Here is a 16187-nt window from a genome sequence, read left to right on the forward strand (position 1 = left end):
AATGTTAAATGCTGAAAACAGAAAAACAATCCTTCTACTTATTCCGATTATCCTGGTTCTCATTGGTTATGTTCTTTATCCAACAGTTGAAACGTTTATTGAAAGCTTTAAGAAAAATGGGTTATTTACGCTACAGAATTATGTAGACTTCTTTGGACCGAAAGCACAGGCAAATTTAGAAGCTTTATGGAATTCGGTATACATATCATTGTTATCTGTCTTGTTAAGTGCATGTATTGGGGTCCCGTTAGCTTTTATTTTTACGAGATATAATTTTCCTGGACGTTCCTTTTTCTCCGGGATTGCAATTATGCCAATTGTTTTACCTTCCCTTGTTGGTGTAATGGCATTTATGTGGTTATACGGAGAAGCGGGTCTTATCCCAGTAGCGCTTCAAGATTTACTGAATTTAGAGGAAGTTCCATTTAGCATCGGTGGTGTGACGGGGATTCTTCTTGTTCACGCTTATACGATGTACCCTTATTTTTATATGACGGTTTCATCAGCTCTTAATAATGTCGATCCGTCGCTGGAAGAATCAGCGGCGAATCTCGGATCAGGACGTTTCGGGGTATTCTGGAAAGTGACATTTCCTTTACTAACACCTGCTTTAGTGGCAGCGTCTCTGCTCGTCTTTATGGTTTCAATGGCTTCCTTTAGTGCGCCATTTCTGCTCGCAGGAGGGTATCTAGTACTAAGTCTCCAAATCTACTTTTCTAAAATTAATGGCGATTTGGAAATGGCAGCAACGCAATCTGTTATTCTCTCAGCCGTTTCGATTACCTTCTTATTATTTATGCGTTGGTTCCAAAATCGAAAAGACTATCGGATGGGATCAAAAGGGATTGGTGCTCACCGAAGTGAGGTCAATAATCCATTCCTAAAATGGGTGATGGTATCTCTTGGTATTGTAGCGATGATTGTCCTTTTACTTCCACATGCAGTTTTAGCGATTCTGTCCTTTGTTCCAGAAGGAGCGTGGACGTGGCAGAAGTATCCTTCTTCGTTCAATCTTGAAAACTATCGTTTGCTTTTTGAGGATCCGAACATCTGGGATCCGGTTCGGAATAGTTTAATCATGGCTTTCTTTGCGTGCTTAGGTTGTTTTGTGTTTGGAATTATTACTTCCTATGCCCTAGTCAAAAGAAAGTTCTTTGGCAAGAACCTACTTGATATTCTCGTTATGCTTCCGTGGGCATTGCCGGCCACCGTTGTTGGAATGAATCTTATTTTAGCGTTTAACAGTAAATCTATCTTTTCATTTGGTCAGGTACTTGTCGGGACATTCTGGATCTTGCCTCTCGCTTATTTTATTCGGTTTATACCACTCGTCGTTCGATCGACGAATGCGGTACTTGAACAAATGGATGATTCGATCGAAGAAGCAGCTCAGAATCTAGGGGCGAGATGGTTGTACACCTTCAGGAGAGTAGTGTTGCCGATTATTATGCCTGGCGTATTAAGCGGTACGCTCCTCGCTTTTGTTCAGGCTGTTGGAGAGTTTCCAACCTCTGTTCTGTTGTATACACTAGATAATCGACCGATTTCCATTGAGATTATGAACCAGCTAAGAATGTTTAATCTTGGTCAAGCGGCAGCTTACGGAATGATTCAGGTTGGTCTTATCGCGATCGTAATGCTAATTTCTTATAAATTCTTTGGAGTGAAATCAGAAAATACGCTCTAGTACAATGAGGTGAAAAGATGAATAAGAGAAAGGAAGATTTTGAGTTAGAAGATGGTGCTTTTTTTCCCGGGAAAACCTACGTCGACGAGCTCCTCAAACCGGTTTTTAAAGATCAGCGCGATTATTTATTTGATGCGATGTTTATGATTCATCGCGCGCATACAACGATGCTGAAAGAACAAAAAATCATCACTGATGGTGAGGCAAAGAAGATATTGGACGGCGTAAATAAAGTGGCAAAGATGGAGAAGAAACTACTAAACTATGTGCCAGAATACGAAGATTTCTTTTTCCTTGTTGAGGCCGAAGTGGCGAAGGTAATTGGTGACGATTTAGCAGGCAAGATGCATATCGCAAAGAGTCGAAATGATATGGGTGAAGCGATGTATCGGATCGTAATTCGAGATCATATGCTCGATCTCTTGAGTAATGTAAGAAGGTTAGGCCAATCACTTGTCACTCAGGCAGAAGACCATCTTCATACGATCATGCCCGCCCATACGCACACGCAGCCTGCGCAGCCAACAACCTTTGGTCACTATCTCCTAGCCATATCCGATAATCTAGCAAGAGACGTGGACCGCTTGTGGCAAGCGTATCATACAGTCAATCGTTCCCCGATGGGAGCGGCTGCGATTACAACGACTGGATTTCCGATCAGTCGAGAACGAATGGTCGAGCTACTAGGATTTGATGACGTGATGGAAAATTCCTATGATGCGATAGGAACGGGAGACTATTTGCTAGAAACGGCTCTTACACTCGTTAGTATGATGACAAACATGGGCAGGTGGATTCAAGAGCTTCTCCGCATGGCCTCCAATGAAGTAGGATTACTTAAAGTTTCGGATGCCTATGTGCAGGTGAGTAGCATTATGCCTCAGAAAAGAAACCCGGTATCATTGGAACATTCAAGAGCCCTCGCTAGCAGCGCAGTTGGCGAAGGATTAAGCGTCATCCAAATGATTCACAATACGCCATATGGCGATATTGTGGATACAGAAGATGATTTGCAACCGCACCTTTATAACGGGTTTCATAAAGCCAATCGTGTTACAAAGCTCTTAACAGCTGTCATTACGACGATGAAATTTAACAAGGAACGCGCACTTGAACAAGCCAAAACAAATATGATTACGATTACTGAGTTAGCAGACGTCCTTGCTAGAGATTATGATGTGCCATTTCGAAAGGCTCACCAGATTTCGAGCTTCGTAAGTAGAAAAGCAAGCGAGGCAAAGAAAGAGTTGTATGAAGTCAGCCTTTCTGAAGTAAACGAGTGGATCGGTGTTACCCAGCTTTCAGAAGAAGATTGGAATAACATTTGTGACCCATCGAAGTTTATTGAGCGAAGGTCCGTTACCGGGGGGCCAAATCCCGAGGTTGTACAAAGAATGGTGAAGGAACGAAAATTACAGTGGGAAGAGTTGGGTGTGAAGGTAGAAACCATTTCTGCTCAGATAGAGTCTGTAAAAGAGGATTTGAGGAAATTATAAGGAATGAAGTGGCCGGTTCTAGTGATGCTACCTAGAATTAACAATGGCAGCGTTACAGATCAAGATCAAAGATAGCAGCATACTAGTGTCAATATTGGTACAAAGATTCTTTGAAATAGATATTCCGTAATTATACTCAAAGAAAATCCAGGTGATCACATTAATAGATCATCTGGGTTTCTTTTTTATGTATGTGAAAAAATCAGTAGATCTGTTTCACTGTTTCGGAATGTCCGCTCACATCGATCTATACTCCATGTAGTCTGCTCAAAAGTATAAAGTAGTTTAGATTCGTCCACAATGTATGAAAAAGTGTCAGGAGAATGTCTATGAGAAGGAAGCGCTTTATAAATGCCCACCCTCCTAATCATACCGACGACAGCTTGGTCATTTCTAAAGATGTGGAACAGAACATTAACCAAATCAAAATGTCCCTCGGAGATCCTTTTGATTTAGTTAGTAAAATCTATTCGTTCAACCATACAGCTTTCGCTTTATGTTTTATTGACGGACTGATCCGTACGGAAGACATTGAACTGAACGTAATTCCTCCGCTGATGAACTGGTTCAAAGAAAATGACTCTGCTCGAAATCATGTAATCAAAGATTTCCAACAACACATTCAAATCCCGAAAAATATGAAAGTAACGACTGATTATTCAGAGCTACTGGCGTCCCTCCTGAGAGGTAACATCATTTTGCTTGTTCAAAAGGGAACAGAAGGGTATTTGGTTTCAGATCAGTACTGGCAAACAAGATCCATTGAAGAACCAAGTTCCCAAACGATGGTCAGAGGTCCGAGAGAAGGGTTTGTCGAAACGCTTTCTATTAATTCAACGTTGATACGAAGAAGAATCACCAATCCGAAATTAAGATTTAAAAGTTTCATCGTTGGAAAAGTCACGCAAACTTCTGTAATCGTAACTTATATCGAAGGATTAGTGAATGAAGATGCGCTGAACATCGCCTGTCAGCGTATAACTGACTGTAAAGCACGAGAGGTATTCGAAACGGGAATGCTGGAGGAAATGATTGAAGATAAAGGATATACGCCTTTCCCTACCCTGATCGATACAGAAAGACCTGATGTTGTGGCTTCTGCTCTTGTAGAAGGTAAGTTAGCCATTATGATGGAAGGCACTCCTTTTGCTTTAATCGGGCCTGCTACTCTTAATTCCTATTTTCAGACTGCAGAAGATTATTACAATCGATTTGATTTATCGACTTTTCTACGTCTCATCCGTTTGATCGCTTTTTGGATCGCCTTTGCTTTACCGGCGTCTTTTGTTGCCCTAACGACCTTCCACCAAGAGTTGATTCCAACCGATCTGTTAATCAGCTTAGCTGCACAGAGAGAGGGTCTGCCTTTTCCGGCACTAGTGGAAGCACTGATCATGGAGACTGTTTTTGAAATTCTTAGAGAAGCCGGGTTACGCATGCCGAGACCAATCGGACCTGCTGTATCGATCGTTGGCGCCATCGTCATCGGGGACGCTGCGGTTTCTGCGGGACTTGTTTCGCCCGCTATCGTTATTGTTGTCTCTCTTACAGCGATATCAAGTTTCGCCAACCCTTATTATTCAATTGCTGGTTCAGTCCGTATGCTCCGTTTTATATTGATGATGTTCGCAGCCTCTGCGGGTATTTTTGGGATATTCATCTTTACGATGATCATCTGCATCCATCTCGTTTCTTTAAAGTCACTAGGACAACCTTATATGGCCCCATTCGCTCCTTTTTCTTTAAAAAAGCAGAAGGATACGCTATTACGGTTTCCATTGTGGTGGAGCAAACGGAAAAATAGAAGGAACGGAGAGATTCTAAAATGAAGTTTTATTCCGCCCTCTTATTAACAATTCTTGTTATCTTGGGAGGATGCACCCGGCAGGAGGAACTGAATGAGCTGCTGATTCTAACAGGGATCGGCGTAGACCTAGGAGAAAACGATACAGTAAAAGTTACATTTCAAGCAGTAAACCCTCAGGCTCAGGCTGGAGGTGAAGCCGGGGGAGGCAATGCCAGTCAAGCCCAAAGCTATACCTTTGAAAGTGAGGGTGAAGATATGATTGAGGCCGTATTTAAGGCGAGAAACTTTTTATCTAGAAAGTTGTTTTTTGCCCATATTTCTTCCCTTCTCATTAGTGAAGAATTTGCCAGAGAACGTGGAATCAAGGAAATTTCCGATTTTGTTGAGCGGCATTACGATATCCGGGATAATTACTTACTCTTCATTACTAAAGATACAACTGCATCTACTATACTGGAAACATTTACACCGCTTGATAATTCGTCCACCAAAAATATCGAAAACCTGACAAAGGTAAGAGGAGGAACACTCGGCATCAAGAACGGCACCAAACTAGAGGACTTCATCCGTGGACGGTACGGTGAAGACCGGGATCCTGTGGTAATGGGTGTCGAAAAAGTAGATAAACAAGCAAGCTTGACTAAAACAGAATCCTTGAATGACATCGTAGGGAATAAAGGTTCTTTACGATTAACCGGATTAGCTTTGTTCGATAAAGATTATTTAGTAAACTGGCTCTCTTACAAAGATTCGAAAGCACTGATAATGATTACCAAGAAGTTAGATAATGTCCTATCCTATACTGTTAAATGCCCTGATGATCAAGGAACCATTGGTTTTTTGCTCAAAGAAATAGAAATAAAAGCAGAACCGAAAATCGTTAATGAACAATTAAATTACCCCGTTCAGTTAGAGGGGAATATTAATTTACAAGGGCTTTCATGCAACCTTAAACTGTCCACAGAGCAAGGAGTCAATGAACTGCAAACGATCATAAATGAGGCTATAGAAAGTGATTTACGAACGGCGCTCACAAACGCTAAGGCATCTCAGTTAGATTACTTCGGGATTAAGAACCAATTATCCCGCAACCAACCCGATGAGTGGAATAAAGTGAAGGACGACTGGATTCGTTTATATGAAAACATGTATATTGAAACAGACGTGAACATCTATCTTGAGTCTCCAGGTTCCAGAGTGGATAACAATGAAGGATAATAAACGAAAGTTAAAAGAAAAACTGCTCATCACGGGGGTATGGCTGTTCTCCGTCGTCTATATGTTCGGCTACCTTTATGATCTGCCGGTTTTTCCTGTAACGGAAGGGTTGAAGGCAGTTTTTGAACCTATTTATTACGGCATGTTCGGAGGTCCATGATGAATATTCAAATTACAAAACGACAATTAATTTTGGTCATCGTTAACTTCGTAATTTTCAGCTCTATTCTCATGGCCCCTGCCATCACTGTCGTTTCAGCCAAACAGGATGGGTGGGTAGCGATGCTTCTTGCCTTGATCATAGGGCTGACTTTAAATATCCTTTATCTTTTCCTGTTTAAAAAGTACGATTATCCTTCATTATTTGAGCTAATGAACCTGGCAGCTGGGAAATGGTTCGGCACTGTGATGAACCTATTGATTACATTTTACGCCCTTCACCTTGCAGCTATGGTCGTAAGAAATTTAAGTAATTTTATGGTAGCTAGTGTTGTGCCTTACTCACACCCCTGGACATACCAAATGCTCATTATCCTCATTGTCATGTACTCAGCAGCTTTAGGAGTAAAAAATTTATTCCTTTTGAATGATTTATTGTTTCCAGTCGTTATTTTCCTAACGGTTTTTTCTATTTTTTTGATGACCAAAGATTTCTCATTGCTGGAACTAAAGCCATTCTTCCACACAGGAATTTCTTCAATTTTTCAAGGAGCTTATACCACACTCGGCTTTCCTTTTATTGAAGCCTTACTTATAGGAGCTTTTTTTCAATATGTTAAGAAAAAAGAAAAGCTTATGCTTGCCTACTTGTCTGGTATGACTGCAGGCGGCCTCGTATTGGTTATCACTGTCTTTATCATTATTGGAGGTGAGGGAACCTATATAGTGGCTAGAGAAACGTTCCCAACGTATTCTGTACTAAGGGATATTGATTTTATTACTGTTTTAGAAAGAGTAGAGATCCTGCTTGCCGTGGCCTGGATGATCGGTTTGTTCGTCAAAATCTGTGCGTGCTTCCTCGTCGTTATGATGGGTCTGAAACATCTATCAGGTTCCAAAACGTATCGTCCCTATCTGATCCCGATCGGCATTCTGATTTGGGCAATGAGCAATCACCTTCATAAGACAGTTATGGACTTCAATAACTTTGTTTCTACGATCTGGACGATGTATTGGTTTACTCTCTACTGTTTAATTATTCTAGTTCTTCTAATTGGGTTGTTAAGAAACAAACAAAAGAGCTTGAATTCATAATGCCTGAGGGATCCGACCCTGCAGGCATTATCAATTTATTTTTTAGTGCAGAGACACTATTCACAGTACCACTAATTGAGAAAAGTGTAATTTTGAGCTAAGCGGGAAAAGAGAGTATAGGTATTTGACTACTTTATTCTTATGAGAAGAAGATCGCTAGATGATGAATATCCGAAGGAGGAAACATAAAATGACAAACCAAAATTCAGAAAATCAGGAAACCCTTAAGAATATCAAAGATTTGATTAAAGATGAGAAGGTAGCCATGTTAACTACTATATCACCAGATGGCAAGCTGATGTCTCGTCCTATGCAAACACAGGAAGTCGAATTGGATCAGAAAGAGATCTGGTTTATTACCAAAAAAGATACGGATAAATATGAGGATATTAAGCTTACTCCTGCCGTAAACTTAGCGTATGCAGGATCATCTTATGTGTCGATTAGCGGCACTGCTGAATTGGTTCAGGATAGCGTGAAGAAGAAAGAGTACATGAATAAGGTTGTTGAAAAGCTATTAAATACTTCTGCTGATGATCCGGATGTTGTACTGGTTAAAGTCACGCCGGAAATCGCTGAATATTGGGAGTCGGGAGTGAATGTTAAAACGGTCAAAGAGTTTGTGAAAAAGGTGACAAGCAGTAAATCATTAGAAGAAGGCAATGATTTAAAAGATACTGTACACTTTAATAATTGAACAAGATAGACTCGGATTAGTAAACAAGTATATGAAAGTAACGGAAACCTTCTTGCGGGTAGCAAGAGGGTTTTAAATATGGATGATTTCAGAAAACCATTAAACCAAGGGGAAGGCTTGAGTAATACTTCCACAACAATCCGCTGGGTTTCAGTGAATTACCAGAACCGTCCCGCTAATTCCCGCTAACTCCCCGGCGATTTTTAGTATACTTGAGTTAGTCACAAATTAGATAACATATACTCCATATAAGTGGTCTTACTGGCAATAGATAAAGGGGGAGAAGCTCATGAATCTAAAGCGTATTCATACAGGCTATTTACTAGGCTTATCGTTGCTTATCAGTAGCGTCATCTACTTCTTCGCATCGAATTGGGAAGGAATCGAACGGATCGAAAAGATCGAGTTAGCGATTGGACTGATGTTACTGTTCTTTGTCGGAGCGACAATCCTTAGTCGCTTTCAGCATTCACACCGATTTCTAGAAAAATGGCTCTGGCTGATTGGAACGATTGCGTTTGGGGTTAGCGTGGCGCTTATTGGTCAAACGTATAATTCCCATGCGGATTCGTATCTCCTTTATTTGATCTGGCTGGTTCCAGCTGTGATTTTTGGAGCACTTACGGGATACAAAGCATTTTATGTTTTGAGTTTTTTATTAAGTCAGCTCGCTTTTTATTTCTATGTCTTTCCAACATCCTATTTTCCAAATTGGAAACCAGAGACAGCACTAATTCTAGTATTCATCTATTTACTATTCACTCATGGGTGGTTTTTTCTCTCGCGCTCCCCATGGCTCCGTTCAAATTGGATTATGTTTGGTAGCTTTTGTTTGATTCATTTTGTCTTTATCGCTTCAAGTTTTGGGTACTGGGAATACAGCACGTTATTGGCGTGGATTTATGTTGGCTACGGATTAATCAGCGTATTTCTTTGGAAACATCGTGAACATAAGGAACTGTTTATCTTATCGGGAATTGCACTAGGATTATTCCTATTCGGGAAAATGTTAGAAGGATTAGGCGATGCACTGGGTGATCTTCTGCCGTTTTTCTTATTAATTGTGGTAGGAATCATTGTGTTTCTAACCACTAAGTATCTTCCTAGATTGGAACGAAGTGACAAGGGTTCGGAAACGTGGAAGCGCGTGTTTAAATCATCTTTACTTTTTGTGGTAACGGTAGTCTGTACAGTGATGTTAATTTCAGCCTTTTCGGGCATCATGTTTCTTATCTTCAGCTGGGATAATGCCCTTGCATTTATGTTTTCATCTCTTTTTCTATTGTTACTACCTGGTCTCGCACTAAAAGAGAACATCCCGTTTTTGTCAACGATTCTTCTGCTGTCTGGATTATCAATCCTATCATTAGCTAACCTGATAGACGCATTTTCGAATGGTTTTCAACCTGAAACGATCGTTGTGATGTTGATCTCATTCTGTATAATCAGTGCCGTACTTAAACTCATCACGAACGCCTGGATTGGTTCGTATGCTTATTTACTCGCAAATGGAGTACTTCTCTTATTTCTTTTTAAGCTTGAAGAATCACTCATTTCGATGGAGTCCTATGAACCGCTGCTTTTGCTCGTTCTTGTTTTGGGTAACGGGTTGATTCATATTCTCGGACGTGACGGTTGGTTCAATCGCAACGCACTCGTTTATAGTATCGTGCCTTTGTTTATCTTAACGTTCTTCTTTGAAGGCGAGTGGTTATATTGGCTCTTAAATAGTGTCTTTCTTCTTTTAACCACGCTTCTTGTCTTTTACAAACCATGGCAGTTCAATTCATTTCGGTACTGGGTGGGGATCGTTTTATGGTATGCGTTTTTGTTCTACAAATACTATGACATCGCATGGTCGCTCGTTCATAAATCGATCACGCTGTTGGTAGCGGGACTTCTTGTATTAATGATTACAAGAATGGTATCACGAAAGTACAAAGAAACAGCTGTTGAAGAGCCTACTTTCGTCGCAAATAGATGGAAATTAATCTGGTTCGTCGTCTTATTAATGGTTTCCTTCGTCACCTATAATGGCGTGAAAAATGAGATAGCGCTTCAATCTGGGAAAGAAATTCGTCTTGCTCTTGCGCCAGTTGATCCGCGCTCGATGTTACAAGGGGATTATGTGACGCTTCGCTATGATATCTCAACGTTACCTGGTACCGTGCTTCCAGCTAATAAGAAAATAAAAGTTGTCCTAACGCTTACTTCGGATGGAGTGTATGAGTATGGAGGGTATTATAAAGTCGAAGGTCATTGGAGTAAAGAGTATGAACCTTCTGATGAAGATGTTGTGTTGAATGGCATCACCTATTCTGAACATGATGTCCAATATGGCATAGAGAGCTTCTTTATTCCAGAAGGAGATGGGCAAGTAGTTGAGGATAAAACGATGGCCATCATTAAAGTTAGTGAAGATGGTAATGCCTTACTTATAGAGTTAGACTAAAAAAGAAAAAAGTCACCTTGCTTTTAAGGTGACTTTTTCTTGCGTCTGTATTTTATTTTACCCATTCATCAATCAAATCTTGATTCTCTTCAACCCATTTTGCTGCTCCATCAGCAGGGTCCTCGCTACTTTCTACGTAGTCAATCAGCTCACCGATTTGTTGATCATTCATCTTCCAGTTTTTAAACCACTTGCTTACCTCTGGATAATCTTCGTCAAATCCTTTTCTTGTCGCATGGTGGATTTTCTCAACACCGCCGAATGTGTTTTGCGGATCTTCTAGGAACTTTAAGTCATATTTGGAGAATACCCAGTGTGGACTCCAAAGTGGAGCTACGATTGGTTCTTCATCTTTTACTGCTTTTTTAATTTCAGCTAACATGGCGGATTCAGAGCTTGGAATGAGTTCAAAATCGAGATCATAGTCCTTGATTAATTGTTCCGTCACTTCCATCGTACCTGCCCCAGGGTCAAATCCAACAATCTCACTATTAAACAGTTCCTTATGTTCATTTAAGTCTTTCACGCTATTAATGTCTTCCAAATAAGATGGAACCACAAGGCCGACTTTAGCATCATCAAACCACGTTTCTTCAGAGAAATTAACCGTATCCTGGTACTTCTCTAAATAATTCGCATCCTGCACAGGTAACCACACTTCTAAACTAGCATCTAAGTCGCCGCTATCTAAAGCAGTCATGGTAGAACCCATGTTCAAATAGTTGAATTCTACGTTATACCCTTTATCTTCTAAAATCACTTTCCACATATTTGTGACAGCGATATTTTCAGCCCAGTTAATTTGACTAATTGCTATCGTTTTATCTTTTTCCTCTGACTCTGCGCCTGATTTGCCACTATTTCCGCAAGCTGCTAGTACAGCGACCATTAAGATCGCAATGATCACACTAAATCCTTTTTTTCTCTGTATCATTTTGATTCACTCCCTCTGCTTTTAATTCATATCCACACTTCAAGTTTAATGTATTAAGAATTTTTTTAACGATTACACACAACTAAGCCTACATTTTATGTATATGTGTCTCCAAAATAATACCAGGCAGTTGATCGTAGCTTTGCTATCAACTACCTGGTCACTTTTAATCCTCTGGATCTTTTGGTAGAAATTCAAATATCTTACCGCTTCTAATGCTTTCAACTAGATCATCCAACCAGTGATAGTATTTTTTTGATTCTTCTAATTGGTCATAGTGTTTCTTTGCGATTGCTACGATTTCTGGAGTGCTTGTGGAATCTTTGATTACGTCTATGAAATCTTCTTGTGCTTCCTCAATGGCTTCCAAATTCATTTTCACTTCGCGTTCCCACATTTGGCAGTAAAACGCCATAAAGGAACGAAAGAAATTTTTCTCAGCTACGTAAGTGTGTTTCCTGGAGCCGCGTGTAAATGTCTTTTTCACCATCTCAATTTCTTGAAGCTTACGAACGCTCGTACTCATGCTTGGTTTACTCATTCCGAGTTCGGTGCGCATTTCATCAAGAGTCATTTGATCTTTAAAGTACATCGTCGCGTATAAATTAGCGGCAGCAGGTGTTACACCATATAAATCCATCGTCTCGGCAATGGCACCAATCACTTTATCTTTGGCTTCTTCAATCTTCATTCTTGGTCTTTCATTTGATTCACTCATTGGGTCGCTCCTTCGATAGAAAAGTAAATCGTGTTAAGTATTTATCAAATTTTCTTTACGAACTTAATGTTAACTTGTTCAGATGAAATGTCAAATATAAGATTTTTATTTTAACCACTCTAAAACATCACTACATTAATATTTATAACCATTTTAGAAGATCTTAATCCTTTCTAAAATTTCCTCATGAATTTGTTTTGACAGTCTGAAAAGGACGTGTTAACGTTAAATATGTTAAATAAATTCTTAATAAACTTAACTTACTTCGGCATTGGAGTTGATCAATTTGGATCTTAAACTACAACAATACATTAACGGTAAATGGGTTGGCGCGAACTCAGGACGTATGCGTACGATTATTAACCCATATAATCAGGAAATCATTGCAACTGTCCCGGAAGGTGATGAATCAGATGCGAGAGCAGCGATCGCGGCTGCTAGAGAAGCATTTGATAACGGTGAGTGGGCGTTTACGCCTGCAACTGAGCGAGGCGCAATCGTAAGGAAGATTGCTGAATTAATTGAACGAGATAAAGAAGAACTTGCTCATCTTGAATCATTGGATACTGGTAAAACTGTAGAAGAAAGCCGTGGAGACATGGATGATATCGCAGGCGTGTTCCGCTATTTTGCAGAACTCGCAGATAAAGATGGTGGAGAGCTAATCGACGCTCCCGTAGCAAATTCAATTAGTAAAGTCGTTCATGAACCAGTTGGGGTTTGTGGTCAAATCACACCATGGAACTATCCATTACTTCAAGCATCATGGAAGCTGGCTCCTGCACTTGCGACAGGAAATACGTTGATTATTAAGCCAAGTGAAATTACGCCACTTACGCATATCAAAGTATTTGAACTAATGGAAGAGGCGGGAGTACCTGCTGGCGTAGCTAACCTCGTTCTTGGTGCAGGGGACACAGTCGGCGCTGAGCTATCCAATAACACGGATGTTGATCTTATTTCTTTCACAGGTGGCATTGCGACAGGGAAGAAAATCATGCAGGCAGCAAGCGTGAATGTGAAAAATCTCGCACTAGAGCTTGGTGGTAAAAATCCGAATGTCATTTTCGCGGATGCTGATTTTGATATCGCCGTTGATCAAGCATTAAACGGAGTGTTTTTCCACGCAGGACAAATTTGCTCCGCTGGGACAAGACTCATTGTGGAAGAAAGCATTCATGATAAATTCGTTGAGGCGCTTGTCGAGCGCGTGAAGAAATTCAAACTTGGAAGCGGATTTGATGAAGAGACTCAAATGGGTCCACTTATTTCTGCTGAGCACCTTGCGAAAGTAGAAAAATATGTTGAAGCAGGGATTAAAGAAGGCGCGACTGTAGCTGTTGGTGGGAAACGTCCAGAAGATCCGGAACTACAGCAAGGGTTCTTCTACTTGCCTACGATTTTCACAGACTGCACAACCGATATGAGCATTGTTCAAGATGAAGCTTTCGGCCCGATTATTACGGTTGAGAAATTCCAAGCTGAAGAAGAAGCGATCAAGCTTGCGAATGATTCAATCTACGGACTCGCAGGCGGTGTTTGGACAAAGGATATTGCGAAAGCAGAACGCTGTGCCGCAAAAATGCGCATGGGTACGGTTTGGATCAATGATTTCAACCTTTATTTCCCGCATGCACCTTGGGGTGGATTTAAGCAATCTGGTATTGGCCGTGAGCTTGGCAAAGCAGGATTAGAAGAATATACCGAAACGAAGCATATCTTCCAAAACCTTAAACCAGAACCGATTCATTGGTTCTAATCGAATCGTTCATCCGTACTTATTGAATCACAATAATTGGAGATTTGCTTCTCCCTTAAGAGCTCAAACTTGAGCTATATATATGAAGAAAAATGATCTATTAGAAAAAATAGAAGGGGATGAGACCTACAGGTAAATTCCCTTTTTTAACTTCAAGGAGGAATATAACAATATGGAAAAGTACGATATTGTCATAGTTGGCGGCGGTAGTGCAGGTTCTGTACTCGGCGACCGTCTAAGCGCAGATGGCACAAAAAGTGTCCTAGTATTAGAAGCGGGAAGAAAGGATTATTCATGGGATCTTTTGATTCAAATGCCGGCAGCTCTGCCGTTTCCAGCAGGAAAAAGCCTTTACGATTGGAAATATGAATCTGATCCTGAGCCACACATGAATGGACGCCGTATTAAGCATGCACGAGGAAAGCTACTAGGTGGATCAAGTTCAATTAATGGAATGATTTATCAACGTGGAAATCCGTTAGACTATGAACGCTGGGGTGCCGATGAAGGGATGGAGACATGGAATTTCGCTCACTGCCTTCCGTACTTCAAACGTTTAGAAAATGCTTTAGGATCACCAGATGATGATCTTCGCGGTCACGATGGTCCGATCAAATTGGAGCGTGGACCAGCAAAAAATCCTTTATTCCAGGCTTTCTTTAATGCTGGTGTAGAGGCTGGTTATTCACGAACTCCTGATGTGAACGGTTTCCGTCAGGAAGGGTTTGGTCCTTTTGATAAGCATGTGTACAAAGGACAGCGTTTGTCTGCATCTCGTGCTTATTTACACCCAGCTATGAAACGAGAGAACTTAACGGTAAAGACACGTGCTTTTGTTGCTAGTATCGATTTTGATGGTACGCGCGCTAAAGGATTGACCTATTCACAAAACGGGCAAATGCATCAAGTTCAAGCTGGTGAAGTGATCCTTTCAGGTGGGGCAATCAATACGCCGCAGCTACTTCAACTGTCAGGTGTAGGAGATGCAAAACACCTTCGCTCTCTTGGGATCAAACCAGTTGTCGACCTTCCAGGTGTAGGAGAAAACCTTCAGGATCACCTTGAAGTCTATATCCAACACGCTTGTCCGCAGCCTGTTTCCGAACAGCCTAACTTGAATAAAGCTCGTATGCCATGGATTGGTTTGCAGTGGATGCTTGGAAGAACCGGTCCTGCAGCGACGAACCATTTCGAAGGTGGAGGCTTCGTTCGTTCAAATGAGGATGTTAAATATCCGAACTTAATGTTCCACTTCCTTCCGGTTGCCGTCCGTTACGATGGTCAAAAAGCAGATACTGCTCACGGATTCCAGGTTCACGTAGGACCAATGTACTCTGACGCTCGTGGATCATTAAAAATCCGTTCGACTGATCCGAAAGAGCATCCAAGCATGGTTTACAACTATCTTTCTACTGAACAAGACAAACGCGAGTGGGTGGAAGCAGTAAGAGTTTCTCGTGAAATTATGAAGCAACCAGCGATAAAACCTTATAACTCAGGAGAAATTTCTCCAGGTCCTTCTGTTCAAACAGACGAAGAGATTTTGGAATGGGTAAGAAACGATGCTGAAACTGCTCTTCACCCGTCTTGTACGGCAAAAATGGGACCAGCTTCTGATCCGATGGCAGTAGTTGATCCGAAAACGATGAAAGTTCATGGTCTGGATAATGTGCGTGTGGTCGATGCGTCAGCAATGCCTTACGTAACAAACGGCAATATTCACGCACCTGTCTTGATGTTAGCGGAAAAGGCAGCCGATCTCATCCTTGGTCGTAAACCACTTGACCCGATCGATGCTGACTTCTATCGTCATGGCGTTCATCCGGCAGATGCAGGTACGGTAACAAAATAAAGCTTTAATGAGAAGGTGTCCTTTCAACGTGAGGTATGATTGAGAGGACGCCTTCTCTTTTTGAGTTTGCTTTCTACTTTTATTCTGGGATACTATGTCTCTTGATAGAGCTCACGTTTTTAAGTTCACGGTAAGAATTCGATGTCTGATGGGAACGACTGCTTTTTTGATGTTATAAATGTTAGATAATCGATCTTAGAATCTTATCTAATCGTCTTTAACCCATACATTTAGTTCTTCTTTATGGTTTATTCTAGTGAATGATAGTAAGAATGAGGGTAGTATAAAACCTGCTATATTTTTATGATAGGTG

Annotated in this window: 12 protein-coding genes; 10 read left to right on the forward strand and 2 right to left on the reverse strand. The window is 40.9% G+C overall.

The window, feature by feature from the left end; all coding sequences use genetic code 11:
• Window position 1: 1 nt before the first annotated feature.
• From PQ578_RS04440 to PQ578_RS04475, 8 genes are all read left to right on the forward strand, one after another.
• The gene (locus PQ578_RS04440) at window positions 2-1687 is read left to right on the forward strand and encodes an ABC transporter permease (protein ID WP_273832361.1); all 1686 of its coding nucleotides are present in this window, start codon (window positions 2-4) and stop codon (window positions 1685-1687) included.
• A gap of 17 nt (window positions 1688-1704) precedes the next feature.
• The gene (gene argH, locus PQ578_RS04445) at window positions 1705-3183 is read left to right on the forward strand and encodes an argininosuccinate lyase (RefSeq protein ID WP_273832362.1); all 1479 of its coding nucleotides are present in this window, start codon (window positions 1705-1707) and stop codon (window positions 3181-3183) included.
• A 329-nt stretch (window positions 3184-3512) separates the two neighbouring features.
• Complete coding sequence (locus tag PQ578_RS04450) at window positions 3513-5012, forward strand: spore germination protein (RefSeq protein WP_273832364.1); 1500 nt, start codon at window positions 3513-3515, stop codon at window positions 5010-5012.
• Window positions 5009-6208, forward strand: coding sequence for a Ger(x)C family spore germination protein (locus PQ578_RS04455; protein WP_273832365.1), 1200 nt, complete (start codon window positions 5009-5011; stop codon window positions 6206-6208). Before PQ578_RS04450 ends, PQ578_RS04455 begins: the two co-directional genes overlap by 4 nt.
• On the forward strand, window positions 6198-6368 hold the full coding sequence (locus PQ578_RS04460) for a hypothetical protein (protein WP_273832366.1): 171 nt from the start codon (window positions 6198-6200) through the stop codon (window positions 6366-6368). The genes PQ578_RS04455 and PQ578_RS04460 overlap by 11 nt, the downstream gene beginning before the upstream one ends.
• Complete coding sequence (locus tag PQ578_RS04465) at window positions 6368-7462, forward strand: GerAB/ArcD/ProY family transporter (protein WP_273832368.1); 1095 nt, start codon at window positions 6368-6370, stop codon at window positions 7460-7462. Before PQ578_RS04460 ends, PQ578_RS04465 begins: the two co-directional genes overlap by 1 nt.
• A 190-nt stretch (window positions 7463-7652) precedes the next feature.
• Complete coding sequence (locus tag PQ578_RS04470) at window positions 7653-8159, forward strand: pyridoxamine 5'-phosphate oxidase family protein (protein ID WP_273832369.1); 507 nt, start codon at window positions 7653-7655, stop codon at window positions 8157-8159.
• Window positions 8160-8448: 289 nt separating this feature from the next.
• A complete protein-coding gene (locus tag PQ578_RS04475; protein ID WP_273832370.1) occupies window positions 8449-10611 on the forward strand; it encodes a GDYXXLXY domain-containing protein in 2163 nt (720 codons plus the stop codon).
• A gap of 52 nt (window positions 10612-10663) precedes the next feature.
• On the opposite strand, the gene PQ578_RS04480 is transcribed toward PQ578_RS04475, so the two are convergent.
• Together PQ578_RS04480 and cudC are read right to left on the reverse strand one after the other, a co-directional pair.
• Window positions 10664-11545, reverse strand: coding sequence for a glycine betaine ABC transporter substrate-binding protein (locus tag PQ578_RS04480; protein ID WP_273832372.1), 882 nt, complete (start codon window positions 11543-11545; stop codon window positions 10664-10666).
• 166 nt (window positions 11546-11711) lie between these two features.
• Entirely contained in the window at window positions 11712-12263 is a 552-nt protein-coding gene (gene cudC, locus PQ578_RS04485; RefSeq protein WP_273832373.1) for a choline uptake/conversion transcriptional regulator CudC, read from the reverse strand.
• Window positions 12264-12549: 286 nt separating this feature from the next.
• On the opposite strand from cudC, the gene betB reads away from it, so the two are divergent.
• Window positions 12550-14022: a betaine-aldehyde dehydrogenase gene (betB, locus tag PQ578_RS04490; protein ID WP_273832375.1), complete on the forward strand. Its 1473-nt coding sequence runs from the start codon at window positions 12550-12552 to the stop codon at window positions 14020-14022.
• A 172-nt stretch (window positions 14023-14194) separates the two neighbouring features.
• The gene (betA, locus tag PQ578_RS04495) at window positions 14195-15874 is read left to right on the forward strand and encodes a choline dehydrogenase (RefSeq protein ID WP_165997537.1); all 1680 of its coding nucleotides are present in this window, start codon (window positions 14195-14197) and stop codon (window positions 15872-15874) included.
• The last annotated feature ends 313 nt before the right edge of the window (window positions 15875-16187 follow it).

It is taken from the genome of Guptibacillus sedimenti, from assembly GCF_028610665.1.
GTDB classification, from domain to species: Bacteria; Bacillota; Bacilli; order Bacillales; family Guptibacillaceae; genus Guptibacillus; species Guptibacillus sedimenti.